25 protein-coding genes, 2 tRNA genes and 3 rRNA genes are annotated in these 25,485 nt (G+C 43.2%); 16 read left to right on the plus strand and 14 right to left on the minus strand.

Features of this window, described 5'->3' with window-relative positions; all coding sequences use genetic code 11:
* The first annotated feature begins 149 nt into the window (after window positions 1-149).
* Window positions 150-410, plus strand: a complete 261-nt coding sequence (locus ACSC9N_RS02390; protein WP_004691222.1) for a DUF2789 family protein — start codon at window positions 150-152, stop codon at window positions 408-410.
* 105 nt (window positions 411-515) lie between these two features.
* A complete protein-coding gene (locus tag ACSC9N_RS02395; protein ID WP_004691219.1) occupies window positions 516-773 on the plus strand; it encodes a DUF2789 family protein in 258 nt (85 codons plus the stop codon).
* A gap of 85 nt (window positions 774-858) precedes the next feature.
* Here ACSC9N_RS02395 and ACSC9N_RS02400 read toward each other — a convergent pair whose 3' ends face one another.
* Together ACSC9N_RS02400 and ACSC9N_RS02405 are read right to left on the minus strand one after the other, a co-directional pair.
* Window positions 859-1,386: a hypothetical protein gene (locus tag ACSC9N_RS02400; RefSeq protein ID WP_131230633.1), complete on the minus strand. Its 528-nt coding sequence runs from the start codon at window positions 1,384-1,386 to the stop codon at window positions 859-861.
* Between the two features lie 72 nt (window positions 1,387-1,458).
* Window positions 1,459-2,061: a 2OG-Fe(II) oxygenase gene (locus ACSC9N_RS02405; RefSeq protein WP_131230631.1), complete on the minus strand. Its 603-nt coding sequence runs from the start codon at window positions 2,059-2,061 to the stop codon at window positions 1,459-1,461.
* A 115-nt stretch (window positions 2,062-2,176) separates the two neighbouring features.
* Between ACSC9N_RS02405 and ACSC9N_RS02410 the strand changes: the two genes are divergently transcribed.
* From ACSC9N_RS02410 to rrf, 8 genes are all read left to right on the plus strand, one after another.
* Window positions 2,177-3,034 carry a 23S rRNA (adenine(2030)-N(6))-methyltransferase RlmJ gene (locus ACSC9N_RS02410; RefSeq protein WP_004691214.1) on the plus strand — a complete coding sequence of 286 codons (858 nt, stop codon included), beginning with the start codon at window positions 2,177-2,179 and terminating at the stop codon, window positions 3,032-3,034.
* Between the two features lie 43 nt (window positions 3,035-3,077).
* A complete protein-coding gene (pssA, locus tag ACSC9N_RS02415; RefSeq protein ID WP_004977822.1) occupies window positions 3,078-3,908 on the plus strand; it encodes a CDP-diacylglycerol--serine O-phosphatidyltransferase in 831 nt (276 codons plus the stop codon).
* A 27-nt stretch (window positions 3,909-3,935) separates the two neighbouring features.
* Window positions 3,936-5,009 carry a DUF6670 family protein gene (locus tag ACSC9N_RS02420; protein ID WP_131230629.1) on the plus strand — a complete coding sequence of 358 codons (1,074 nt, stop codon included), beginning with the start codon at window positions 3,936-3,938 and terminating at the stop codon, window positions 5,007-5,009.
* Window positions 5,010-5,446: 437 nt separating this feature from the next.
* Window positions 5,447-6,984: ribosomal RNA gene (locus ACSC9N_RS02425) — 16S ribosomal RNA — on the plus strand.
* A gap of 61 nt (window positions 6,985-7,045) precedes the next feature.
* Window positions 7,046-7,122, plus strand: a tRNA-Ile gene (locus ACSC9N_RS02430).
* A gap of 67 nt (window positions 7,123-7,189) precedes the next feature.
* Window positions 7,190-7,265 (plus strand) — tRNA-Ala (locus tag ACSC9N_RS02435).
* Between the two features lie 395 nt (window positions 7,266-7,660).
* Window positions 7,661-10,554, plus strand: a 23S ribosomal RNA gene (locus ACSC9N_RS02440).
* 238 nt (window positions 10,555-10,792) lie between these two features.
* Window positions 10,793-10,907 (plus strand): 5S ribosomal RNA (rrf, locus tag ACSC9N_RS02445).
* Together the 16S, 23S and 5S rRNA genes with 2 tRNA genes alongside form the textbook arrangement of a ribosomal RNA operon.
* A 628-nt stretch (window positions 10,908-11,535) precedes the next feature.
* On the opposite strand, the gene ACSC9N_RS02450 is transcribed toward rrf, so the two are convergent.
* From ACSC9N_RS02450 to ACSC9N_RS02460, 3 genes are all read right to left on the minus strand, one after another.
* Window positions 11,536-12,912 carry a dihydrolipoyl dehydrogenase gene (locus tag ACSC9N_RS02450; RefSeq protein ID WP_171503115.1) on the minus strand — a complete coding sequence of 459 codons (1,377 nt, stop codon included), beginning with the start codon at window positions 12,910-12,912 and terminating at the stop codon, window positions 11,536-11,538.
* Between the two features lie 210 nt (window positions 12,913-13,122).
* On the minus strand, window positions 13,123-13,548 hold the full coding sequence (locus ACSC9N_RS02455; protein WP_281199335.1) for a beta-lactamase hydrolase domain-containing protein: 426 nt from the start codon (window positions 13,546-13,548) through the stop codon (window positions 13,123-13,125).
* Window positions 13,541-13,876, minus strand: coding sequence for a TIGR01244 family sulfur transferase (locus ACSC9N_RS02460; protein WP_087014709.1), 336 nt, complete (start codon window positions 13,874-13,876; stop codon window positions 13,541-13,543). Before ACSC9N_RS02460 ends, ACSC9N_RS02455 begins: the two co-directional genes overlap by 8 nt.
* Window positions 13,877-14,000: 124 nt before the next feature.
* On the opposite strand from ACSC9N_RS02460, the gene ACSC9N_RS02465 reads away from it, so the two are divergent.
* Genes ACSC9N_RS02465 through ACSC9N_RS02475 form a run of 3 tightly spaced genes read left to right on the plus strand, consistent with a single transcriptional unit; the run spans window position 14,001 to window position 15,769 of the window.
* Complete coding sequence (locus tag ACSC9N_RS02465) at window positions 14,001-14,897, plus strand: alpha/beta hydrolase (protein WP_281199334.1); 897 nt, start codon at window positions 14,001-14,003, stop codon at window positions 14,895-14,897.
* Window positions 14,898-15,329, plus strand: coding sequence for a thioredoxin TrxC (gene trxC / locus ACSC9N_RS02470; RefSeq protein WP_281199333.1), 432 nt, complete (start codon window positions 14,898-14,900; stop codon window positions 15,327-15,329).
* Window positions 15,330-15,346: 17 nt separating this feature from the next.
* Complete coding sequence (locus ACSC9N_RS02475; protein ID WP_004697616.1) at window positions 15,347-15,769, plus strand: acyl-CoA thioesterase; 423 nt, start codon at window positions 15,347-15,349, stop codon at window positions 15,767-15,769.
* Between the two features lie 74 nt (window positions 15,770-15,843).
* Here ACSC9N_RS02475 and ACSC9N_RS02480 read toward each other — a convergent pair whose 3' ends face one another.
* The 3 genes from ACSC9N_RS02480 to ACSC9N_RS02490 form a co-directional block, all read right to left on the minus strand.
* Window positions 15,844-16,341, minus strand: coding sequence for a nuclear transport factor 2 family protein (locus tag ACSC9N_RS02480; protein ID WP_395475052.1), 498 nt, complete (start codon window positions 16,339-16,341; stop codon window positions 15,844-15,846).
* 135 nt (window positions 16,342-16,476) lie between these two features.
* A complete protein-coding gene (locus ACSC9N_RS02485; RefSeq protein WP_010327555.1) occupies window positions 16,477-16,977 on the minus strand; it encodes a DUF4442 domain-containing protein in 501 nt (166 codons plus the stop codon).
* A gap of 28 nt (window positions 16,978-17,005) precedes the next feature.
* Window positions 17,006-17,494 (minus strand): YajQ family cyclic di-GMP-binding protein, encoded by a 489-nt coding sequence (locus tag ACSC9N_RS02490; protein WP_004697619.1) that lies wholly within the window; start codon window positions 17,492-17,494, stop codon window positions 17,006-17,008.
* A 91-nt stretch (window positions 17,495-17,585) separates the two neighbouring features.
* On the opposite strand from ACSC9N_RS02490, the gene ACSC9N_RS02495 reads away from it, so the two are divergent.
* Window positions 17,586-17,900, plus strand: a complete 315-nt coding sequence (locus ACSC9N_RS02495) for a rhodanese-like domain-containing protein (protein ID WP_004983438.1) — start codon at window positions 17,586-17,588, stop codon at window positions 17,898-17,900.
* A gap of 101 nt (window positions 17,901-18,001) precedes the next feature.
* Here ACSC9N_RS02495 and mnmC read toward each other — a convergent pair whose 3' ends face one another.
* From mnmC to ACSC9N_RS02515, 4 genes are read right to left on the minus strand one after another with little or no spacing between them, the layout of a single operon-like run.
* Window positions 18,002-19,915, minus strand: a complete 1,914-nt coding sequence (mnmC, locus tag ACSC9N_RS02500) for an FAD-dependent 5-carboxymethylaminomethyl-2-thiouridine(34) oxidoreductase MnmC (RefSeq protein WP_394854089.1) — start codon at window positions 19,913-19,915, stop codon at window positions 18,002-18,004.
* 30 nt (window positions 19,916-19,945) lie between these two features.
* Complete coding sequence (locus ACSC9N_RS02505) at window positions 19,946-20,449, minus strand: hypothetical protein (protein ID WP_131230615.1); 504 nt, start codon at window positions 20,447-20,449, stop codon at window positions 19,946-19,948.
* A 4-nt stretch (window positions 20,450-20,453) separates the two neighbouring features.
* Window positions 20,454-20,756, minus strand: coding sequence for a YciI family protein (locus ACSC9N_RS02510; RefSeq protein WP_004697623.1), 303 nt, complete (start codon window positions 20,754-20,756; stop codon window positions 20,454-20,456).
* A gap of 29 nt (window positions 20,757-20,785) precedes the next feature.
* Window positions 20,786-21,400 carry a septation protein IspZ gene (locus tag ACSC9N_RS02515; protein ID WP_078390224.1) on the minus strand — a complete coding sequence of 205 codons (615 nt, stop codon included), beginning with the start codon at window positions 21,398-21,400 and terminating at the stop codon, window positions 20,786-20,788.
* Window positions 21,401-21,444: 44 nt separating this feature from the next.
* Between ACSC9N_RS02515 and ACSC9N_RS02520 the strand changes: the two genes are divergently transcribed.
* Window positions 21,445-22,296 carry a PHP domain-containing protein gene (locus tag ACSC9N_RS02520; protein WP_131230613.1) on the plus strand — a complete coding sequence of 284 codons (852 nt, stop codon included), beginning with the start codon at window positions 21,445-21,447 and terminating at the stop codon, window positions 22,294-22,296.
* 67 nt (window positions 22,297-22,363) lie between these two features.
* Here the strand turns inward: ACSC9N_RS02520 and ACSC9N_RS02525 are convergent, their stop codons facing one another.
* On the minus strand, window positions 22,364-23,275 hold the full coding sequence (locus ACSC9N_RS02525; RefSeq protein WP_004697627.1) for a bestrophin family protein: 912 nt from the start codon (window positions 23,273-23,275) through the stop codon (window positions 22,364-22,366).
* Window positions 23,276-23,350: 75 nt separating this feature from the next.
* Window positions 23,351-24,043, minus strand: a complete 693-nt coding sequence (gene radC, locus ACSC9N_RS02530) for a RadC family protein (protein WP_004697628.1) — start codon at window positions 24,041-24,043, stop codon at window positions 23,351-23,353.
* 111 nt (window positions 24,044-24,154) lie between these two features.
* Between radC and coaBC the strand changes: the two genes are divergently transcribed.
* Window positions 24,155-25,429, plus strand: coding sequence for a bifunctional phosphopantothenoylcysteine decarboxylase/phosphopantothenate--cysteine ligase CoaBC (gene coaBC / locus ACSC9N_RS02535; RefSeq protein ID WP_286406668.1), 1,275 nt, complete (start codon window positions 24,155-24,157; stop codon window positions 25,427-25,429).
* Window positions 25,430-25,485 lie beyond the last annotated feature (56 nt).

A 25,485-nucleotide genomic window follows, 5' to 3' on the forward strand; every position in this document is an offset into this window, starting at 1 on the left:
GTTTTGAAAAAGCACTCCATTTGGGGTGCTTTTTTTATATGGGGCCCGTATTGAACAAAAAATAACATGCTGTGATGTAGATACAACTGAGCATAGATGGGCAAAGGTTTATTCTAAAAGGGCATGATCAGGGCTTGAGGAGAACAATGATGTTTGACCAACAACCGACTTTAGAACTTTTATTTGAACAATTGGGGCTTGATGCGAGTGCAGAAGCAATCGATCAGTTTATTGAAACACACCAACTTACTTCAGACGTTCCATTGCATAAAGCACCCTTTTGGTCAAAAGCACAGCATGACTTCATTATCAGTAATTGGAAAAAAGATGATGAATGGGCAATGGTGGTCGACCTGTTAAATGAACAATTGCATACAGAACATACGCTTTCAGGATCGTGTCATTTATAATCACAAATTGAAACAACAAACCTAGTTTTATGACTAGGTTTTTTTAGAAAATACATATAAGTTAATTTAATAATAATTGACAGTAGTATTGATAAGGAGGCCGAGATGCTCAGTCAACATAAACCATCCTTAGAGCTTTTATTTTCGCAACTGGGACTCGCCAATAGTGCGGCTGCCATCGAATTATATATTCGTACGCATCAACTTCCTGCTCATCAGTCTTTACACGATGCACCGTTTTGGAATTCCGCTCAACGTGCGCTATTAATCAGTCATTTGGTTCAAGATGATGATTGGGCGATTATGGTTGATGAACTTAATCAACAGCTACATCTCGATGCTTATAAACTTCAAACTGCCTAAATTGATTTTATGCCGTTGTCATTTGAATAGTAGAATTGACCCATAAGAAAACGCCTGATTTCAGGCGTTTTTTTATTTGTACATTTTAGTGCAATTTACTTTGCATCAGCTTGATAAACCAATCTTCTTGATGAAGGTCAACAAAAGCGGCATGTTCACGTAGTAAAACGAAATCAAACTCGTTACTTTTCGTATATTTGCCAAGCCAGTGTCGTGCCAATGCCAACTCTTTTCGACTGACCGAGGCATAGGCCAAAAACAGGTAAATATCGCCCTGACCATAGCTGGTCAATGGTTTTAAAATTTGCTGTGTAATCAAAGCAAAGCGATCTTCTTTGGTGATTTCAAAGTACAGCATATAAGCCTTGGCAAGGTGCAAAGACAAATTGAGGTACAAAGACAGAGGCATTTCCTCAAACTCAATTCGACCTTGCTCAAGTAATACCACCGCTTCTTGTAAAAAGTGGACTTGCTCTTGGCGCAGCTGGCTTAGTGTGACTAACTGTAAGCGCAAATCAGCACGCTCAAGGGCTAATTCAGGGCTATTGCCTTGTAGGTAGAGTTGATCTGTTTCACCAATACGCTGAATAATTTGTTGACTGCTGGCACGCATCGGTTACATCCTCATCAATTGATGTTCAGTATATGAGGATACTTCTTACAATTTAAAGTCTTTTTGCTTGAATCACAGGATTGTACTGTCACTCCGTAACCATCCAGTAATCGATAAACGCTGATGTTTAGCTTCTAAGACCTCATGCAGTAAGTCACTTTGAAACAGCGCAATACGATTCGGTTTAGGCTGTAGTACATGCCAAATGTCATTTTTATCTTGCAGATGAAGTTCACCGCCCCAATCGTCTTGCCAATCTTCGTGTAAATAATAGACCGTAGAAATCATGCGGCCATTTTTGCCTTGAGGATTATCACGGTGTAGGGCATAAAACTCGCCAGCGTTATAGCAAGCAAAATGCGCTTCGACGTCTCGAATACCGAGATAAAAGGCACGATTTAGTTCCTGACCCAAACTATAAAGGGCTTGAACATGTTGATTGGAAATAACGAGCTCGGGATTGAGCCATAAAATGTGATCACTACGGATCTTGCTGATGACACCGTTTTGAATAGCGGCTTCACGAAAGCGGTTTAAGTTCGAAGTACATTCTTCAATGAGTTGATGTACATAGTCATTAGAATAGGCGTCATCAATGATGGCAAAACCATGTTGATCTAAATCATCTAGGATTTGATCAACATTCCAAGACTTTGGGAGAAGAACTGCTTCCATTACATTAACCTAAAAAAGACAAAGAAAAGCCACGGTTATTCTAGTGTATGAAAGCAATCTGAACGAAACTATTTTTCATGCTAAAATACTCATTGATTTTAGGAATGATAGAAACATGAATTACCGTCACCACTTCCATGCAGGTAACTTTGCAGATGTCATGAAGCATGTCCTTTTGCTTCAGATTTTGACTCGCCTCAATCAAAAAGATAAACCGTATCGTTATATTGATACGCATGGCGGTGCTGGTAAATATGATTTATCGACTTCAGAAGCACAAAAGTCGGGTGAGTTCTTAAATGGTATTCACCGTTTAGTAAAACTTGATGACTCGATTAAGCGTAATGCGCCTGAAGGTGTTCAGCAGTATTTAAAAATTGTTGAAAAAATGCGTGAAGGTTCAGGTAAGGGCGCTTATCCAGGTTCGCCGTGGTTTGCATTGGAAGGTATGCGCGAAATCGATAAAGCCACCATTTTTGAAATGCAGCGTGATGTATTCCAACAGTTGTATTACAACGTTCGTGACAAACGCGCGGGCTTACATGAGCGCGATGCGTATGAAGGGCTATTTGGCGTTATTCCACCCAAAGAAAAACGCGGTTTGGTGATGATTGATCCACCTTACGAAGTGGAGCGTAAAGATTTCCCTCAATTGGTTGATCTCATAGCGACTGCATATAAAAAATGGCCAACGGGTGTGTTTGCAATTTGGTATCCAATCAAAGACCGTGCCATGATTGATCGTTTTGAAAAGAAAATGATTAAAACCGGTATTCGCCGTCAGTTGATCTGTGAAGTATGTGTTTGGCCAGATGACACTCCAGTGGGCTTAAACGGTTGTGGTCTATTGGTGATTAACCCACCTTGGAAGTTTTCTGAAGATGCAGATGAAGCGCTACAATGGTTATTCCCACATTTGCGTATGAGTGAAAATGGTGGTCATGCTGCTGTTCGTTGGTTAGTTGGCGAATAAAGATAGACTATAAGAGAAAAGGCTACATTAGGATCGACAGAGAATGACAAATATAAATAAACCTGAAAGCGAATCTTCACCCCGCAGTACGCCTACTTTTGATGGGATTACTTTTGAGGTAGAAGAAGAAGAGCACACACAGGAAGGTCAAAAAGTAAAACGTCGAGGTATTTATTTGTGGCCGAACCTGATTACAACGGCAGCGTTGTTGTCAGGCTTTTATTCCATCATTGCCAGTATGAATGGCAACTTCCAGCAAGCGATTTATGCCATTTTCTTGGCAGCGTTGTTGGATGGCTTAGATGGCCGTGTTGCACGAGCCATTGGTGCGCAGAGTGCTTTTGGTGAACAGTATGATTCTTTATCTGATCTATTGGCGTTCGGTGTTGCACCCGCTATTTTGATGTATAGCTGGAGTTTGGATTCGCTCGGTCGCATAGGTTTGGCGTGTTGTTTTGTCTACACTGCCTGTGCTGCGTTCCGTCTAGCTCGTTTTAATGTGCAAATTGGTGTGGTCGATAAGCGTTACTTTATTGGTGTAGCTAGTCCACTTGCTGCCATTATTATTATTTCATTGGTTTGGGTCGGACTCGATTTCCCCGAAATTTTTGATATTCGTGAGCGGGGTATTCAAGCCATCAGTGCAGCAGTGATTGTGTCTGTGGGGCTCCTCATGATTTCGAATATTAAATATTATTCATTTAAAACGGTAGATCGTAAACGAGTACCATTTTTTGTCCTTCCTATCGCGGTCTTTATTTTTGCTGCAATAACTTACAATATTCCTGTCGGTATTTTGGTCATTTCCTTGATTTATGCATTATCTGGCTTTATTACTACGTTTTTAGCACGACGTCAGCACAGCCCATCATGAGTTAATGATATGTAGAAGGAGTATGATATGTGGTTGTTTCAAGATTTTCTCGATCAGTCTAAACAACTTAATCAGGCTCCTTCAGGGTCACTCCCTGCTTATCATCCGCCCAATAAAAAATATAAAATTATTCATCAAGCTTTAACCATTCCCAATCTTCCTGCACCACTGCATTATTTAAATTTTTTGAGCATGATTGGTCAGCCCAATACGCCTATGTTTCGCAATAATAGTGCAATCAGAACTACACCTTTAGATACTGCTACGGTATTGGCCAGCAGTAGCCCACATATGGCTGGGCAACTGAACCGCTATTCAATTTCTGTGGAATGTTCATTTCAAGAAAAAACATTTAAATTTGCCAACAAAGAACAACTCATGGGAGCGTTCCCAAAATTTCAAATTCAAAGAAAAGACACAGAATTGAGTTTTGAGATTGAAATTACAACAACGCCGCTGATTTCACATTTCACCAAATTGCGTTTTGGTCTTGCTGAGCATTGGTCTGTATTGTGTCGATGTCAGGGAGAAGTTAAATATAAAGAACAGTGCTTTGACATTGACCAGTTGGGAGCTTTTGAATACGCGCGCAGTATCGACTTTAGTTATTTACCCTTAGCGTTTTTCACATATCAAGTCATTAATCTAGTAGATCAGCGTCAGTTATTGTTAGAACAAATTCGAGATTCGTTTAATCGAATTGTACAGTCACGTATCTATATACGTGATTTACAAAAACAACAAACCCATATGTTTGATCGGATGGTGCGCTTTCAAGTTCATCGTGTTTATCCTGCTGTGAAAACTCCCAATGGGCAAAAAATGTATTTACCGCGAGAGTTTGAATGGCATTATCAAGATGAGCAGGGACATCACATTCATCTTTACGCTCAAAGTCGTGGTGATTTTAAATTTGGTTTGGCTGCGGGTTATGTAGGTAGCTTTAAATATCAACTCAAAATGGATAATTATGAGGAACAAGGCGAAAGTGGTTATTGTGAATATGTGGATTGTCGTGCATTAAAGTGGCAAGAAAAAAAATCACAAGAAAAAAATCGAAATGAAATTGGAGAAATTGTTCCCTTTTCACTCAAAAAATAAGAAAAAAGCGACATTTTGCCGAATAAGTAAACAGTTGGAGGTTTTTTTATAAATAATTGAGTAAAGGGGGTTGTGTTGGTTTGGAAATACTGTAGAATGCACATCCATCGGTGGTGATATTGATTAAAACTTGTTGAGAAACAAGGATTTAGCCCAAGCGGTAGAATCTGGAAGTCTTGAATAGGTTTAAAAATAATTAACAAAACCAGTTGACTTCTTCTTGAAAGAGAGTAGTATAGCCGACCTAGCTTGCTGATGACGAATCAGCAAGAAGATCATTAAGAGATTATGAAGAACAACTTGTGTGGATTTTTACTGATTGATCGATCGAAAATATTTCATTGATTGATGGTAAGAATTACTCGAAGTTTATTTGAGAAATATTTGTCAGAAAATTGATGAGCCAAGATTTGTAGCCATAAGCTACTAATGATTTTTAACTGAAGAGTTTGATCATGGCTCAGATTGAACGCTGGCGGCAGGCTTAACACATGCAAGTCGAGCGGGGTGATGTAGCTTGCTACATTACCTAGCGGCGGACGGGTGAGTAATGCTTAGGAATCTGCCTATTAGTGGGGGACAACATTCCGAAAGGAATGCTAATACCGCATACGCCCTACGGGGGAAAGCAGGGGATCTTCGGACCTTGCGCTAATAGATGAGCCTAAGTCAGATTAGCTAGTTGGTGGGGTAAAGGCCTACCAAGGCGACGATCTGTAGCGGGTCTGAGAGGATGATCCGCCACACTGGGACTGAGACACGGCCCAGACTCCTACGGGAGGCAGCAGTGGGGAATATTGGACAATGGGCGAAAGCCTGATCCAGCCATGCCGCGTGTGTGAAGAAGGCCTTTTGGTTGTAAAGCACTTTAAGCGAGGAGGAGGCTACTTGGATTAATACTCTAGGATAGTGGACGTTACTCGCAGAATAAGCACCGGCTAACTCTGTGCCAGCAGCCGCGGTAATACAGAGGGTGCGAGCGTTAATCGGATTTACTGGGCGTAAAGCGTGCGTAGGCGGCTTTTTAAGTCGGATGTGAAATCCCTGAGCTTAACTTAGGAATTGCATTCGATACTGGGAAGCTAGAGTATGGGAGAGGATGGTAGAATTCCAGGTGTAGCGGTGAAATGCGTAGAGATCTGGAGGAATACCGATGGCGAAGGCAGCCATCTGGCCTAATACTGACGCTGAGGTACGAAAGCATGGGGAGCAAACAGGATTAGATACCCTGGTAGTCCATGCCGTAAACGATGTCTACTAGCCGTTGGGGCCTTTGAGGCTTTAGTGGCGCAGCTAACGCGATAAGTAGACCGCCTGGGGAGTACGGTCGCAAGACTAAAACTCAAATGAATTGACGGGGGCCCGCACAAGCGGTGGAGCATGTGGTTTAATTCGATGCAACGCGAAGAACCTTACCTGGTCTTGACATAGTAAGAACTTTCCAGAGATGGATTGGTGCCTTCGGGAACTTACATACAGGTGCTGCATGGCTGTCGTCAGCTCGTGTCGTGAGATGTTGGGTTAAGTCCCGCAACGAGCGCAACCCTTTTCCTTATTTGCCAGCGGGTTAAGCCGGGAACTTTAAGGATACTGCCAGTGACAAACTGGAGGAAGGCGGGGACGACGTCAAGTCATCATGGCCCTTACGACCAGGGCTACACACGTGCTACAATGGTCGGTACAAAGGGTTGCTACCTAGCGATAGGATGCTAATCTCAAAAAGCCGATCGTAGTCCGGATTGGAGTCTGCAACTCGACTCCATGAAGTCGGAATCGCTAGTAATCGCGGATCAGAATGCCGCGGTGAATACGTTCCCGGGCCTTGTACACACCGCCCGTCACACCATGGGAATTTGTTGCACCAGAAGTAGGTAGTCTAACCGCAAGGAGGACGCTTACCACGGTGTGGCCGATGACTGGGGTGAAGTCGTAACAAGGTAGCCGTAGGGGAACCTGCGGCTGGATCACCTCCTTAACGAAAGATTGACGATTGGTAAGAATCCACAACAAGTTGTTCTTCATGACGATGTATCTGAGGGTCTGTAGCTCAGTTGGTTAGAGCACACGCTTGATAAGCGTGGGGTCACAAGTTCAAGTCTTGTCAGACCCACCAAATCTGACTAACAAGCATTGTTAAATGCTGAATACAGAAAACAGAAACATTGACTTATTGATAAGCTGGGGACTTAGCTTAGTTGGTAGAGCGCCTGCTTTGCACGCAGGAGGTCAGGAGTTCGACTCTCCTAGTCTCCACCATATATTGTTCATCAATATATAAGTTAAGTAGTTAGATTATAGAAATTAGTAAGAAGTAGACATTAGTTTGCATTTTATTAACTTCTGTGATTTATCACAGTTTCCTGACCTGACGAAGGCTGGAAAAATCATTAACAGAATATATTTGAGTTGAAATAATTTGTTCATACTCGTTTTTAAGATTGACATTAACAGTGATTTATTACTGATTGATGAAGATTGAAGAAATGAGTTACTAGCGAAATTAACTGAATCAAGCGTTTTGGTATGTGAATTGAATTGAAGCTGTACAGTGTTTAAGTGCACAGAACAACAAACTGTAAGGAAGTGATGAGAAATCATCATAGACTGTCTTAATCCTACTTGTAGGGATTAACGACTGTTTGGGGTTGTATAGTCAAGTAATTAAGTGCATGTGGTGGATGCCTTGGCAGTCAGAGGCGATGAAAGACGTAATAGCCTGCGATAAGCTCCGGGGAGGCGGCAAATATCCTGTGATCCGGAGATTTCTGAATGGGGAAACCCACCTGTCATAAGGCAGGTATCGTATGATGAATACATAGTCATACGAGGCGAACGAGGGGAAGTGAAACATCTCAGTACCCTTAGGAAAAGAAATCAATTGAGATTCCCTCAGTAGCGGCGAGCGAACGGGGAAAAGCCCATTAAGTCATATAAGTTCTAGTGGAATGCTCTGGGAAGTGCAACCATAGTGGGTGATAGTCCTGTACACGAAAGGGCTTATATGATGATGTCGAGTAGGGCGGGGCACGTGAAACCTTGTCTGAATATGGGGGGACCATCCTCCAAGGCTAAATACTCCTGACTGACCGATAGTGAACCAGTACCGTGAGGGAAAGGCGAAAAGAACCCCTGTGAGGGGAGTGAAATAGATCCTGAAACCGCATGCATACAAGCAGTGGGAGCCGACTTGTTCGGTGACTGCGTACCTTTTGTATAATGGGTCAGCGACTTACATTCAGTAGCAAGGTTAACCGCATAGGGGAGCCGTAGAGAAATCGAGTCTTAATAGGGCGTTTAGTTGCTGGGTGTAGACCCGAAACCGGGTGATCTATCCATGAGCAGGTTGAAGGTTGGGTAACACTAACTGGAGGACCGAACCCACTGTCGTTGAAAAGCCAGGGGATGACTTGTGGATAGGGGTGAAAGGCTAATCAAACTCGGTGATAGCTGGTTCTCCCCGAAAGCTATTTAGGTAGCGCCTCGGACGAATACCATTGGGGGTAGAGCACTGTTTCGGCTAGGGGGTCATCCCGACTTACCAAACCGATGCAAACTCCGAATACCAATGAGTACTATCCGGGAGACAGACTGCGGGTGCTAACGTCCGTAGTCAAGAGGAAAACAATCCAGACCGCCAGCTAAGGCCCCAAAATTATAGTTAAGTGGGAAACGATGTGGGAAGGCATAGACAGCTAGGAGGTTGGCTTAGAAGCAGCCACCCTTTAAAGAAAGCGTAATAGCTCACTAGTCGAGTCGGCCTGCGCGGAAGATGTAACGGGGCTAAAACTATATGCCGAAGCTGCGGATTTGCAATTTATTGCAAGTGGTAGGGGAGCGTTCTGTAAGCCGATGAAGGTGTATTGAGAAGTATGCTGGAGGTATCAGAAGTGCGAATGCTGACGTGAGTAACGACAATGCGAGTGAAAAACTCGCACGCTGAAAGACCAAGGGTTCCAGTCCAACGTTAATCGGGGCTGGGTGAGTCGACCCCTAAGGCGAGGCCGAGAGGCGTAGTCGATGGGAAATTGGTTAATATTCCAATACTTCTATGTAATGCGATGAGAGGACGGAGAAGGTTAAGTCAGCCTGGCGTTGGTTGTCCAGGTGGAAGGTTGTAGGCATGTATCTTAGGCAAATCCGGGGTACTGTATGCTGAGAACTGATAGCAAGCTGTACTTGTACAGTGAAGTGGCTGATACCATGCTTCCAGGAAAAGTCTCTAAGCTTCAGTTACATAGGAATCGTACCCGAAACCGACACAGGTGGTCAGGTCGAGTAGACCAAAGCGCTTGAGAGAACTCTGCTGAAGGAACTAGGCAAAATGGTACCGTAACTTCGGGAGAAGGTACGCTGCCGACGGTGATAGGATTTACTCCTTGAGCTATTGGCAGCCACAGAAACCAGGCCCCTGCAACTGTTTATTAAAAACATAGCACTCTGCAAACACGAAAGTGGACGTATAGGGTGTGATGCCTGCCCGGTGCTGGAAGGTTAATTGATGGGGTTAGCGTAAGCGAAGCTCTTGATCGAAGCCCCAGTAAACGGCGGCCGTAACTATAACGGTCCTAAGGTAGCGAAATTCCTTGTCGGGTAAGTTCCGACCTGCACGAATGGCATAATGATGGGGGCGCTGTCTCCAGCAGAGACTCAGTGAAATCGAATTCGCCGTGAAGATGCGGTGTACCCGCGGCTAGACGGAAAGACCCCGTGAACCTTTACTGCAGCTTGACATTGAACTTTGATCTTACTTGTGTAGGATAGGTGGGAGGCTTTGAAACCGAGACGCTAGTTTCGGTGGAGCCAATCTTGAAATACCACCCTGGTAATATTGAGGTTCTAACTCTGTCCCGTTATCCGGGACGAGGACCATGTCTGGTGGGTAGTTTGACTGGGGCGGTCTCCTCCTAAAGAGTAACGGAGGAGTACGAAGGTGCGCTCAGCGTGGTCGGAAATCACGCGTAGAGTATAAAGGCAAAAGCGCGCTTAACTGCGAGACCCACAAGTCGAGCAGGTACGAAAGTAGGTCTTAGTGATCCGGTGGTTCTGTATGGAAGGGCCATCGCTCAACGGATAAAAGGTACTCTGGGGATAACAGGCTGATACCGCCCAAGAGTTCATATCGACGGCGGTGTTTGGCACCTCGATGTCGGCTCATCTCATCCTGGGGCTGAAGCAGGTCCCAAGGGTATGGCTGTTCGCCATTTAAAGAGGTACGCGAGCTGGGTTTAGAACGTCGTGAGACAGTTCGGTCCCTATCTACCGTGGGCGTTGGAAATTTGAGAGGATCTGCTCCTAGTACGAGAGGACCAGAGTGGACGAACCTCTGGTGTACCGGTTGTGACGCCAGTCGCATCGCCGGGTAGCTATGTTCGGAAGGGATAACCGCTGAAAGCATCTAAGCGGGAAGCCTACCTCAAGATAAGATTTCCCTAGGACTTTATGTCCTCTAAAGAGCCGTTGAAGACTACGACGTTGATAGGTTGGATGTGGAAGCATAGTGATATGTGAAGCTGACCAATACTAATTGCTCGTGAGGCTTGACTATACAACACCCAAACAGTTGGTGTTGTGGTTCAAATCACTGCAAACAACTTGATTTAGTTATAAAGCTAGATACATGAGCGAGGAATAAACAAACATTAATTATGTTTGTCCGAGCGCAAGACATAAAGCTATGCTTTATGTTAAAATCAACTCAAGTATACCTGTTAATAACTCATTTGATGAAAGTTAGGCATACACAATGTGTAAATAAGACCCAACGAATAGTCATAAACAGTTGTGCTGGCGACAATAGCAAGAGTGAACCACCTGATCCCTTCCCGAACTCAGAAGTGAAACCTCTTAGCGCTGATGGTAGTGTGGAGTTATCCATGTGAGAGTAAGTCATCGCCAGCTCATTAATTCTAAATCCCCCTAACTTAATAGTTAGGGGGATTTTTTTATGCTGAAATACTAGGGAAGAATAAGAAGACGCGGCTAAAACATAGCCTTTAAAATTTAATAGGGAAAAATAAGAAGAAGTAAACAGATGAAAAGAGCCGAAAATAAGCTATCTATAAGGGTCTAAATGCTAAAAAGCCAGTATTTGCTGGCTTTTATGTCTTATTTACAAGAGATTATAGAGCATCTTTTAAGTTTTCTTGATGTGCTTTAACTTGTTTTGTTGGCATGCTTTCTATAATCTTAATAAATTTATTCTCTAAACAAAAGCAAGAATATGATGGAATTATTTGCCAAGTAAACAATTATTTGAAGAGAATAGCCATTTATGAACCAAAATGGATCAGGAATGACTGACTTATGTATTACAACACATGGTTTATTACGGTTATTAATGTGTTTTAGATCAGTTAAGTTACGCACTAAAATAAGAACTTTACCGCTAATCTAATAAGGTGTGTGTCTTGTAATTAAATCAACGTATGCCGCGAATGATTTATAGTTCACTGCACAGTGTTGATGAAATCGTTTAATTGCACACAGCAAACCTTATTAAAAGAATATGAATCATAAATTTCGCAGCCTACGTATCCAACTGTCGGCGTGCATGCTTTAATGCTGTTCTTAAACCTTCTTCAAGGGTTGGGTGATAAAATGGTTTTTCCAAAATCTCATCGATGGTCAGTTGCTCTGAAATCATCCATGCCAGTAAATGGGCCAAATGTTCAGTAGAGTCTGTGAGTAATTCAGCACCCAGCAACTTTCGGCTGCTTTTATCCACATATACCTCGATGGCCCCATGGTTTTTACCCAGAACTAATGCACGTCCTTGTTTAGAATAAGAGACTTCGCCGATGACAAAATCGATAGGTACACTTTGTAGTTGCTTAAAGTTTTGTCCAACCATTGCCATTTCTGGGCTACTAAACACGATACCTAAAGGCGTTAGGGTTTTACATGATTCTATAGTGGGAAAGTTCAATGCATTTTTGACCGAAACTTTACCTTCGTGTGCGGCTTCATGTTGTAGTGGAGTATCAGTATATGCATCGCCAATGATAAAAATCGGGTAGTCTGCAAGTTGTTTGCTATCAGAATCAACAGGTAAATGTTTTAAGTCTGTGAATGAGGTGTTGATATTTTCGAGTTGAAGAGTATTTAAAAGGCTGCTTCGGCCAGTGGCAACCAGTAAATAATCGACATTGAGTGTTTTAGGTTGACTATTTTCAGTAAAACTAATTTCAACTTGATCATTTGTATAATTAACTTCAGTGGGTAAAACTTCGAATTTGATCTCAAGTTCAGCGCTAATCTCTGTTTGTGCCAACTGTTGCAATTTTGGACTAGTCAGAATCCCGACTTTACGACTACGTGCAAAGACTGTGGTATTGACGCCAAGTCGTTGCATGGCTTGCGCAAGTTCAATCGCGATGACGCCGCTTCCAATAACGGCTAAGGAGTTAGGCAAAGCATCAAGTTCAAAGATTTGATCGGAGGTGATGAGTCGATCACCGAGTTCATTCTTCCATGCTGGGTCAAAGCTAGGTGTGGAGCCTACAGCTAAAATAAAGCTTTTGGCTTGGTAGTGTTGCCCATTAACTTCGACCGTTTTTTCATCGACAAAGCGAGCACGGCCCTGTATTTTATGAGACTCAGGCCAGCTCTCTACGGTTTTAAGGGTACTATGAGTAAAGCGATCACGGAGTTTTTGTACGTGTTGCATTACCTGACTGCGGTCTATTTTTGACTCTACTTGCAATCCGACACGATCCGCATGTTGAATATCATGCATGCGATTTGCTGTAGAAATCAGCACTTTTGACGGCATGCAGCCGACACGTGCACAAGTGGTGTCCCATGGCCCATCATTAATGATTAATAGATTTTGTGTGGACTTCACGGCTTGTTGGTAGGCTGCGATACCCGCAGTTCCAGCCCCAATAATAATCAGATCATACATAAGCTAACGTTTATCTAAGCGAGACATACTCTATAGTTAACATATTCAGGACTGTAGATGATTATATTTTGTAAAAAAAACGGCACTAGATGCCGTCTTTACTTTCATTTGACTTATAAGCCAGTACCAACGCTTACCCCAACAGTAGGACGTACATTCATTGAACTACATGCTGTCATTAATGTACAGCAGAGTAAAAGCAGCAACAGTTTATTCATGGAGTAATCCTCGTTGTTTTGCCTGATTGAACAGCAGACTAGAGCGAGCACCACTCTTACAGACCATTAAAATAGGCTTGGGCAATTCATTATAATATTTAGCAAATTCGACCACGTCTGTTTCTGAAATTTTATTGCTGGTAACTGGTTGGTAAATTACGCTGACTTTGGACTGTTCCGCGATATTACGAAGTTGATCAACGCGAACGGTATTACCTTGTTCTTGATCTGGTCGGTTGACAATGACCGACTTAAAACCTTGTTTTATCAACTGTTGAAACTTGTCTTGGGTCATTTCCCCTGAAACGCTGAGCTGTGGGCTGAGTGCTTGACTCAGGTTGTTCGTTGTCGCCCACAATGCACTGCTCGTTAAAATTAGAGCAGTGCAGATGACACTTTTAAACAACCGTTTAGTCATCTAACAGGTCCATTTGTTTCGCAAGTTGATATAAGTTGTTTGAGCGATTACCGGTACGGCAGAACATTAAAACAGGTTTTGGTAGCTCATTGAAATGATTAGCAAAAGTGCGTACATCAACTTCTGTGATTTGTCCTGCAACTACAGGTTGATAGACATAATCTAGACCTGCAACACGAGCTGCTTCTTCAATTTGAGCGCTAGTTGGTTGTTCTGGACCACCTTCCATATCTGGGCGGTTATTGATCACAGATTTAAACCCTTTTTCAACCACTTGAACCAAATGTTCTGGGCCAATTTGACCTGCAAAGCCTACATTTTCGCTCATGCTGTCACTCCAAAATTAAACTAATCAAGATATGCTTTATGATAGCATTAAGCTGAAAGTTCAGCCTATGCTGTTGAAATATTTATAAGCGATTACAACCATAAAATAACGCAATGGAGCAGGTATGCACGCCTATACCGTTGAACCGCTATATGTCAAAAGTGGCCAAGAGGTCATTGCTGCGGATTTCTATCGTCCGAAAACCGAAGAAAAACCAGCAGTGATTGTGATGGCCCATGGTTTGGCTGGGCTTCGCCAATTCAAACTGATCCAATCTGCGCAGCGTTTTGCACAAGCGGGCTATGCAGTCGTGTTATTTGACTACCGTTATTGGGGCGGGAGTACCGGACGTCCACGAGAGTTGGTCTCGATTAAGAAGCAGCTTGAAGATTGGCGGACCATGATTAACCACCTCAAAGAACGTAAGTCGATCGATAGTCGACGGATCGTGTTGTGGGGGACGGCGCTCAGTGGTGGTTATGTACTCGATATCGCAGCAGAGTTCAAAAATGTACAGGCCGTGATGGCGCAAGTGCCTTTTGTGGATGGGGCAGCCAGTGCGAAGTTATATCCTTTGCAACAATTCCCCAAAGCCTTAAAACTATCCAGCCAAGATTATATGGGGGGAAAAGTGGGGATGTCCCCAACCACTTTACCTGTGGTTGATCCACGAGAATTATGTTTTTTGCCAACGCAAGATGCCTATTTGGGGTATCGTTCGATTCTTAATCCTGATTATTATTGGAGTGGTGAGATACCTGCCCGATTATTTTTTAATTTAATTCGTTATCGTCCGATTCAAAATGTTAGGCAAATTAATATTCCTGTACTGTTCATTGCAGCCAAGCATGATAGTTTAATTCCGATTGAATCCAGTCGTGAAGCAGCGACCAATATTGCCCCTTTTGTTCAATATCATGAATGGGAGATGCAGCATTTTGATATTTATCATGCCAGTTGGTTTGAAAAAGCCATTTCGACCCAATTAGAATTCTTACATCAACATATTGGAGTCAACTAAATGATTATCGTCTGTCCTACTTGTTTAGCCAAAAATCGTGTGCCTGAAGAGAAATTGAGTGCCAATCCGAGCTGCGGTCAGTGCCATGCAGCGCTTTTACCTGCGGCGCCGATTGAGTTGAATGAGCAGAATTTTAGCCAGTTCATTAGCCATAGCGATTTGCCTGTGTTTATTGATTTATGGGCAGAGTGGTGTGGTCCATGTAAAATGATGGCTCCGCACTTTGCTGAAGTGGCCAAGCAAAATCCGCAGGTTATTTTTGCTAAAATTAATACCGAAGAGTCTCCGCGATTGAGCAGTGCGTTTAACATACGTAGCATTCCGACCCTAGTTTTAATGAATAAAACCACCGAAATTGCTAGAATAAGCGGTGCGCTCCGTGCGCCACAATTGCAACAATGGTTAGATCAACAGTTGCAAGCCCAGTCATAATGAAAATTGGAGTCAACGTGTCAGAGATTCATGTGAAACCAGAAGGGATGTTGTCTCTTCAGACAATTGCAATGCCAGCCGATACCAACTGGAGTGGAGATGTTTTTGGTGGTTGGATTGTGTCACAAATGGATTTGGCGGGTGCAATTCACGCAGAGCGTTTTAGTAAGGGACGCTGTGCAACGATTTCAATTAATCAGATGACGTTCTTAGTTCCAGTGAAAGTCGGCGATGTCATTAGTTGTTATACTAAACTGTTAAAAGTGGGCAATACGTCTATTCAGATGGAAATTGAAGTATGGGATAGTCATGACAGTTCACGTCCGCCTGTACGTGTGACTGAAGGTGTATTTACCTTTGTTGCGGTTGATGTCAAAGGCAATAAGCGTCAGATTCCAGCGGATGTTAAAGAAAAGTTCCTTGCGAGCCAATCCAACTAAGGTTTGAGCCAGTCTGCAAAAAAAGCCAGTGTAATCACTGGCTTTTTTATTGCTATTAAATACAGTCCGATGGATTAAAACATAGTATTGCGGTTGGCGGACTCCGCGGGAATACTTTGTATCACATCCCAATGTTCTACAATTTTGTCTTGTTCGACGCGGAAAATATCGACAACGGCTTCACCACAATCTTGTGCATTTTGAGTGGAATGTACATGGAGCACCACCAAATCACCTTCGGCTATGACACGCTTGATGGTGTTTTTTGCATTTGGATGTTCTTTAAAGTACTGGGTGAAGTAGTTTACAAAAGGCGCTTTGCCGTCTGCAACATAGGGATTATGTTGAATGTATTGTGTACCAATATAGCGGTCAGAATAGATTTGAACCTGATGCTTGCTAAAAACGCCTTCATAAAAGTCCACTACAAGCTTTTTATTTTGTTCGGTTAGGGTAGAGGTCGAATGGTCATTCGGCGTTGTTGAAATCGATGAGTTGGCTGGGTTGTGCTGTTGGCAAGCCACCAGCCCTAAAGAAAATAAGGCAGTCGCTAAAATTAGTCTTTTTTTCATCAAGTCAGCTCAAATATTCATATTATGTAGCATAATTTTGAGCCGAGTCGAAGTACAGATATAGTAAGTTTTAGTCGCAGCTTTAGTGTAATGTTGTAAATTTTACTTACCAAACAGTAAGTTATATTTACATTTTTACTTTTTTAATGATGCTTTGTCGAGCCACGCCCATAACATTTCACATTGAACGGGTGCTTCACCAGACTCATCCATCACTGTCACAGAAACTAAAGTTTCACCCTTGGCGGTGGTTTGCATCAGTTGCTGTTGTTCTGGTGTTAAGGTGGCTGTCGCTGTCATGGCACCTTTACTCGGACGTTTAAAGTCAACGTGCATGCTTTTAATCAGAACGATGCAATGATCAGGTACATTCATTCCTGTTACAAAACCCGTTGCCGTTTCAGCAATTAAGGCCATGGCACAGGCATGCAGTTGACCAATATGGTTTTGCATGGCACGGTGATTTTCGATTTTGACTACGACTTCGCTGTGACTGACTTGCAAATAACGAATATTGGCACTGCCGACCATGGGAACTATGCGACCAAAAGCTTGACTCCATAATCGCGTACGTAATGCTTTCGGCAAGCGTGACGTGGTTTTTACAAGTTTTGATAAGCGATTGGCCTTTGGCATAGTTACCTCAAATGATCAAACAAGAGTATTAGTCTTTAAAGTTATTGAACTGTAAAGGCAGACCAAATTGTTGTTCTTTTAAAAAGGTCATTACTTGCTGTAATGTATCGCGCTTTTTATCAGTCACACGAATTTTGTCGCCTTGAATTGAAGATTGCACTTTAATGCCGCTTTCTTTAATGGCCTTGTTAATTTTTTTTGCGGTATCTGAGTCAAGTCCGTCTTTTAATTTCACCACTTGAAGTACATTTTTACCTGAAGCAGTCATTTTTTGTGGATCAAGCGCTTGAATATCGACTTTACGCTTAAAGAAATGGTTCTCTAACATGGTATAAACTTGTTCACACTGGAAATCACTTTCAGTTGAGATTTTGATTTCTTTGTTTTTTTCATTGAGTTCAATTGAAACGTCCTGACCACGGAAGTCGAAACGGGTTGCGATTTCCTTTTGGGTGTTCTGAACGGCATGATTTACTTCAAAAATTTCTAATTCTGAAACAATATCAAAAGATGGCATGGATTAAACCTTTACAAATGGAAAGAATATCTGAGATGCTAGGGATGTTTTCTTCATTTGCCAAGTGTTGTTTACATCAAAGGAGTGCGCAATGATCCGTAAACAAGAAATTACAACATTTGAGTTCCCAGAGGATGCGATCATCTGGGATGTACGCGATTCAAGTGCTTATGCTGAAGCACACGTGAAAGGGGCGATTAATCAGCCAATCACAGAACTTTCAGCACAGAGCCTTACTCAAGTGTCGACGGATCAACCGATTTACATTTTATGTGGTGGCGGTAGTAAAGCGCCACGTGCTGCAGAGTTACTCGAAGGTTTTGACAGTGCGCGTGAGTATGTGATTTTAATGGGTGGTACCCGTGCTGCTCGTGATGCTGGTTTAGCCTTAGAACAAAGTAATTAAGCAGAAGCAAAAAAAGCGCCGTCAGGCGCTTTTTTAATGTCTTAGAAATTTACATTTCTCTATTTATAGCTCTATATGCTGTACTTGAGTCATAAGCAGAACTAAGACTGCGCTTTAAAATAAGGCTTTTTGGCTTTGAGCTTTCTATGGAATCGGGTCGGACTGAGCTTTTGTAGCAGTGACTCAGGAACGGGGCAGGCCTCTTTCAGTATCTGCGCCGCTAAAATTTCACTACATAAAGGTGCAAACAAAAAGCCTTTAGAGCCCAAGCCCGCAAAGCTATAAATTTCAGTCTGTTCAGACATTTTTCCAAGGACTGGAAAATAGTCCAAACTTTGCGCACGAACGGATGCACGGCCTTGCCAAGTCCTCACATCAGGAAGCGATTGTGCATAATCTGGAAAGACACTGTGGATAAGCTCGTAGTTATGCACATGGTCTTCAAGCAAAACATCGTTGTCATCCCGATTGGGATAGAAGGATGCACCTAAAATGAACTGTTGAGCATCAAGCTGCATACAGTAGCCGCCATAGCTATAGGCTTGATCGAGGGCCAAAGGTTGTGCAGTATTCTCCACCCAACTGACTTGTCCGCGAATGGGCTTCAGCACAGGGTACTGCTCAAAGAAAGCAGCCGTGTGGCGTGCACAACAGACAATCACGTGATCAAACTGACCGAGAGATTGGGTTTGCTCATTGAAAAGTTCATTGTGCTCTGGATGGATTTGAGTAATGTTGGCTTGTACGAACTGAATGAGCGGATGCGCTAAGATTTGATCTTTGAGTTGATGTGGTGAGACAGCGCCAGCTTCAGTTAGATTCAGACTTGGATATTCAGTAATTAACGCAGAATCAGCAGCGGTTTCGGCTGTCATAAGACCTGCAGGATATTGTTGTTCGAGATCGAGTAAGTCTTCGGCTTTTTTCAGCGCCAGTTGATGTACTTGAATGGGGCGAAAAGCCTGAAACTTGGGATAGTGCTGTAAAGCATGTTGCCAAGCTAAAGTCATTAAATGTTCATGACTTTGTTCAATCGGACAAAGTTTTGGGTTGAGTAAGGCGAGCGGATTGCCTGAACCTCCTGCAAGTGGCTCAGATTGGTCGTAGAGCGTGACTTGGTGTCCGCGCTCAGCAAAGGCCCATGCGCTAGTTAAACCTGCAATCCCTGCGCCAATGATAGCAATTTGGCGTTGCTTAAAAGCGTGTAGTACTTGATCAGGTTGATTTTGATTCAAAATTGATTTGGTATCGACAGCGTTTGATATGTTTTTAGGCTCAGCAGCTAACCAGATGGCTTTGAGCATTTCGCGTTTATGCCTATAGCCGCGCGGACGTGAAATAGAAATACCATGCTGTGTTAAACCACGTTTGAGCACGCCTGCGACACTAAACGAAGAAAATGTCGTTCCAATACCAGATAAGCGAACGATGTGATTCAGCACTTGCTCTTCCCATATGTCTGGGTTACAGGCAGGCGCGAAACCATCGAGGAACCATGCGTTAACGCTATTGGTTTTTGCCATACTGGGGAAAACATCGTGGGCATCGCCTAACCAAAGGTCAAGGCTAAAACGTTCCTCAGGGAAGTTCAGGCGATGACAACCCGCAATTGGGTGCGGGTACTGTGCGATCAGTTGATCGGCGATCGGTTTGAGGTCAGGCCAGACATTGAGTGCACGTATCAGATCCGTTTTAGACAGCGGAAATTTTTCAACTGAAATGGCATGAAGGTGGCTGTGGTTATTTGGGCGAACCTGTTGCCAAAGTTGCCAAAGCGCCAAGATGTTGAGCCCTGTGCCAAAGCCTGTTTCACCAACACTAAAATATTCAAAGGGCTGAAGATTGGACAGACGCTCAGGTAAATCATTGCCATTTAAAAACACATGGCGAGTTTCGAGTAGACCATTGTCTTTGGAAAAATAGACATCGCCAAATTGTTTTGAGACTGGCACATCTATGCCATCAATCTGTTGCCACTCTAAATCGGCAGTTTGAATTGCACGCGACACAACCACAGCACCCTATTGTTTTCAATAGGGCTTAGCTTACCACTGACGACGACGTTTGGTATAAACGTAACTGGCAATTAAGAAACCTAGTAATACACCAACAGCGATGGTCGCTGCGCCGTAGAGGAACATTTGCGCACTGCGTTCGCTTTGTAAGACTTGCACTTGTACACCGAGGCTGTCATTTTTGAGTTGTAGCTCTTGGTTTTGCGCTAAAGCATCAAGATTAGCTTTTTCCAATTGTGCAAGACGTGAAGCTTGGTCTTTGACCAGTGCTTTGACTTTTGCATCTTGCAATGCTTTGTTCTTAGCAAGTTGTTCAGCGGTGAGTGGTTTGGCTTCTTGCGGTTGACCTGTTGGGCTAACTGTGGCCACTGCAGGAATGATTTTCGGTTGAGTCGTACTGCCTTGCACCAGAACAGGTGCGGCAGTCGTTGCTGGTACAGCAGAGGCTACACTCGGGACAGGAGCGGTTTCAACGGCCCACGCCATAGAAGAAAGAAGAGATAAGCCCAATAAGCTTGTGACAACAACGCGCATGACCTTATCCTTGAGGGAATGCTTTATTAAATGGTTTAACATCAATCTGACGATAAACCCCTGCTTTTAAGAATGGCTCTTCCTGTAACCAGACATCGAGTGCTTCACGTGAGTCAAAATCAACAATGATCGTACTACCGTAAAAGCCTGCTTGCGGATTACTTGGATCTTTCGGCATCGCTCCTGCAACAATTAAACGACCTTCATCATTGAGCTTTTGTAAACGAGCAAGATGTTCTGGACGTGTAGCAAGACGTTTTTCGACTGTACCTTCTTGATCGGTACATGTGACGACGAATAGCGGCATATGAGTTCTCGATGTATATTCTGGCTAAATTACTCTTCAGAAGATTTAAAGTATTTACGCAATACAATAAACTGAATAATGATAAAGGAAAACATCACGATCATGTCACCAAAAGCCGTGAATTCTCCCCAATATTTTCCGTCCATAAATAAAAATGCGAAAAATACGTGTAAAAAAGACATGAGGGCAAACATAGCAGCCCATGCAAAGTTTAAATTTATCCAACCCGAGTCGGATAAATTGAAGATTGGGCCGAACAAGCGTTTGATCAGCGGTTTGCGTTCTTTGCCAAAATAAGGAGAAAGTAAGAAAGCGCCTGAGAAAATAATATTCAGTAAGGCCGCTTTGAGTTTGATGTAAAAGTCATCCGACAGCATTAAGGTGACACCGCCGAAAATAACCGTCATAAACAACACAATCCACTGTTGTTTGTCTAAACGGAACTTTTGCATGAAGAACAGTGCGCCGTAAACTACTAGCATCGAAATAATCAAACCTGTGGTCGCTACAAGAATATTATTATTATCGACACCCCCAGCAGAACCAATCAATTGGAGCAATGGGTGATCAGTATTTTTAGGATCTACAGTTTTATATAAATAAAAGAAAATTATCAGCGGCACAAAGTCTAAAAGTGCTTTCATGTTAGAGTATCTAAATCTGTTCAAATAAATAGCTAGTATAAGTGATGGAAGGCGTAGATTTACATACTCACAGCAATATTTCTGATGGTACTTTCACACCGAAGCAATTGGTTGATGCTGCCGCGGAAAAAGGCATCCACACCTTGGCTTTGACAGACCATGACACCATGGATGGTCTTGCGTTGGCAGAGTCGGCTGCAAAGTCGCATGCGATGCGTATTATTTCGGGGGTAGAAATTTCGAGTCAGTGGTCGAGACCCTCAACCCAGAAAAACTATGGTGTACATGTGGTTGCATTGAATATGCAAGACTTAGAACCACTGCAAAAATGCCTTGAACAGCAAAAACAAATCCGTGCGCGACGGGCTAAGCAAATCTGTGATTTGTTGATTCCACTGATTGGTGAAGATATTTATCTCGATGTTTTGGCGAAAGTTGAACAGATGCCTGACCGTGTGACTCGAACCCATATTGCCAAGACCTTGGTTGAAAAAAAGTATGTGAGTCGTGCGCAACAAGCGTTTGATAAATATATTAAGGAAGGTAAGAAAGCCTACGTGAAATTTGATGGGCTGGGCTTAGAAGAAACCATTCAAGTGATTCATGCCAGTGGTGGTTTTGCCGTATTGGCGCATCCGACACGATATGACTTATCTGCGACTAACATTCGTTATCTGATTGAAATATTTGCGCAGTTTGGTGGGGATGCGGTTGAATTGCCGCCCAATGTTGAACCGACATCTACCCGTCAAATGGTGGACCGGATGATTGCCGAGAATGGTTTGAAAGTATCGGTCGGGAGTGACTTCCATGGTGATAATATGCCGTGGATTAAGTTGGGCAATATTCCCAGAGTCAAAGACGGGCAAGTGGGGATTTGGGAAAGTTTTGTCTAAAGAGCACTGGTCATTTCCACCTTCTCCATGAGCTATATAGCCTAAGAGAAGGTAAGCGTGCGCTCGATTAGAGTAGATTATTGTCTTGTGCTTGAATGGGAGGGGGAGTCGGTTTACCTAAAGTGCCAAGCAGTTCAATTTCGATGGTACGTACCATCGAGTCCAGCGGCAAGTCATTACTTTGCGTTCCGAAAGGTTCTTCAATTTCCGAGCTCAAAGCATCGAGTCCTAAGAAAGTATAGGCTAACACACCAACTAATAGTGGGGTGAAAATACCCAAAGTTGAACCCAAGCTAAACGGTAAAATGAGACAGAAAAAATACACCGTACGATTGAGTAATACCGAGTAGGCAAAAGGTAGCGGCGTTGTCGCAATACGGTCACAACCAGTTTGCACCACACTCAAGTCAGCAACGTGCTGGTTCAACTGCGCATAGACAATGTCACTAATTTCACCTTCTTTTAATGCCTGCATTAATTCCCATTGAATCAAGCTGAGCGTATACTGCGGGGCATTGGCTTGTTGATACAGTTGAGTCAGCGCATTTTGACTTAAGCCACTGGTCTGCACCAATTCTGTTGGATTGGCTGTTTGATGGCGTAAACGGTCACGTAAGACATTGGCAAAGACAATCACATGTTGAATTACACGTTCACGACGACCTTGGGTCAAGATACGACAGTCACGGTCAAAGTGCCGCGAGTTAGCAATTAAAATGCCCCATAACTTTCGCGCTTCCCACCAACGGTCATAGCAGGCACTATTTTTAAAGCCGAGGAAAATAGAAAGTACCACCCCAATGAGGGTGAAGCCGACCAAGGGCAGTTCAGGGAAGTGGAAATAGCCGACATAGGACAAAATGCCAATAATGGCAGAGACCAACATGACCACACCCAAAGGGGGTAAAACTTTGGGAAGAATGGTGCCACGCCATGAAAAAAGCACCTTAAAAATACTTGGCTGATCACGCACAATCATGTGATTAGAATTCTTTTAAAATTTTGCTTGATCTTCATATTTGTCGCGGTATTTGTCAATCATTTGTCTGCATATTTAAACGGATTGGATCAGGCTGTGTTCAGCAAAAGAAAAAGCACCTTCGGGCGATAAAATGAAATGATCAATCAGTTGAATATCCACGAGCTGACTGGCTTGAAGAATGCGCTCGGTCAGTTCGATGTCCGCTGTGGAGGGCTGAGCTTTCCCAAGTGGATGATTATGGGCAATCACGATAAAGGTAGCATGTTGAGCAATACAATAACGTAGCAATTGATTGATCGAAATTTCACAAGAATTTACTGCACCAAAGAACAATTTTTTAAAGTTTATTTTTCTTAAATGTGCATCCAAGCAGAGCACCGCAAAGACTTCTTGGTTTTCGCCTGAAAACTCATACTGTAAAAATTTGAGCAGTTGAGCTGAATGATTGAGTTCCAACTTGTGTTGCTTGAGCTGCTGGCTACTGTAGCGTCGCCCCAATTCTTTGACGGCCATTAATTGTGAATACTTGGTCGGGCCAATGCCGTGAAATTGGCTGAGCTCGGGCAGTTCAGCATCAAAAACCGCATTCAGACTACCAAAATGTTGCAACAAAAGACGTGCCAATTCGACTGCAGAATGTTGTGTTGAACCCGAGCGGATGAAAATAGCCAGCAGTTCTGCATCGGAGAGGCTGGCTGGTCCTTGTTGTAATAAGCGTTCACGTGGCCGTTCTTGTTCAGGCCATTTTTTTATGGATAAGTGCATTATTTTATACTTTTTTATTCTTAATTTGAGAAACAGGGTCCAATCGATGATTGGGTACGAGACTATTTAATGCTATTGTGAGCGCCACTGCAACAGAAAGGTAGCCTGTTCGTGAGCTTTGATCTCAGTGTAATTCCAAATAAAAATATCCTTTTAGCTGTTACGGGCGGTATTGCTGCCTATAAAAGTGCCATTTTGGTTCGCCGTTTAAAAGATGCGGGTTTTCAAGTCCGTGTGGTGATGACCGAAGGTGCGCAGGCTTTTATTACGCCGCTAACTTTTCAAGCTTTGTCGGGTAACCCCGTCCATACTGCACTTCTCGACCCTGAAGCCGAAGCGGGCATGGGGCATATTGAGCTAGCACGTTGGGCAGACTTGCTCTTGGTTGCGCCTGCCAGTTGCAACACCATTGCAAAGTTTGCTGCGGGTTTAGCCGATGATCTGCTTTCTACTTTATATTTAGCCACCAAAGCCCTTGTATGGGTCGCACCAGCCATGAACCAACAAATGTGGGCAGCAAAAGCAACGCAGCGTAATTTAGCGACTTTGGTGGAAGATGGCGTGCATGTGATCATGCCAGATGCAGGTGCACAAGCTTGTGGTGATGTCGGTTTAGGCCGTATGCCTGAGCCTGAGGATTTGGCACATCAAGTGACAGAATACTTCCATAAAGCGCAGCGTGCCATGGCTGAAAAATTTGGGATGTTGGCGGGTAAAAAAGTCACCATTACTGCTGGGCCAACGCGTGAAGCAATTGATCCTGTGCGTTATATTTCCAACCACAGTACCGGAAAAATGGGCTTTGCTATTGCTGCTGCCTGTTATGCGGCAGGAGCCAAAGTGACTTTAATTGCAGGTCCCGTCAGCTTAGACACACCGAACGGTGTACGCCGAATCAATGTTTCATCTGCCATGAAAATGCTGGATACCAGCATGCAAATGTTAGATGAAGGCTGTGATGTGTTTATCGCTACGGCTGCTGTTGCGGACTATCGTGTTGCAGAAGTCGCAGAGCATAAGATTAAGAAAGCAGGGGACGAGCTCAATGTTTCTTTAATCAAAAACCCTGATATTGTGGCGACAATTGCACAGCAAGATAAACGCCCATTCATGGTGGGTTTTGCAGCAGAAACACGCAATGTCGAGGAATATGCCGCAGGTAAATTGGTGGCGAAAAAGCTCGATATGATTGCCTGTAATGATGTGTCACGTCCTGATATTGGTTTTGCTTCTGATGAAAATGCGATGACGGTCTTTTTTGCAGAAAGCTATAAAATGGAAAAGCGCGATTTGGAAAAAGCGTCGAAACAAGAAATTGCTTTACAGTTGGTTGAAGCGATTCACGATGCTTTACATCGAGAACCTGAAAGTGATGATGATTTTTAATTTACATCGGTCTTCATTTTTGCGATATTCAATGCAGCCTTAGGCTGCATTTTTTT

The sequence above is a fragment of the Acinetobacter sp. PC34 genome (assembly GCF_051789135.1).
In the GTDB taxonomy this organism is placed as follows: domain Bacteria; phylum Pseudomonadota; class Gammaproteobacteria; order Pseudomonadales; family Moraxellaceae; genus Acinetobacter; species Acinetobacter johnsonii.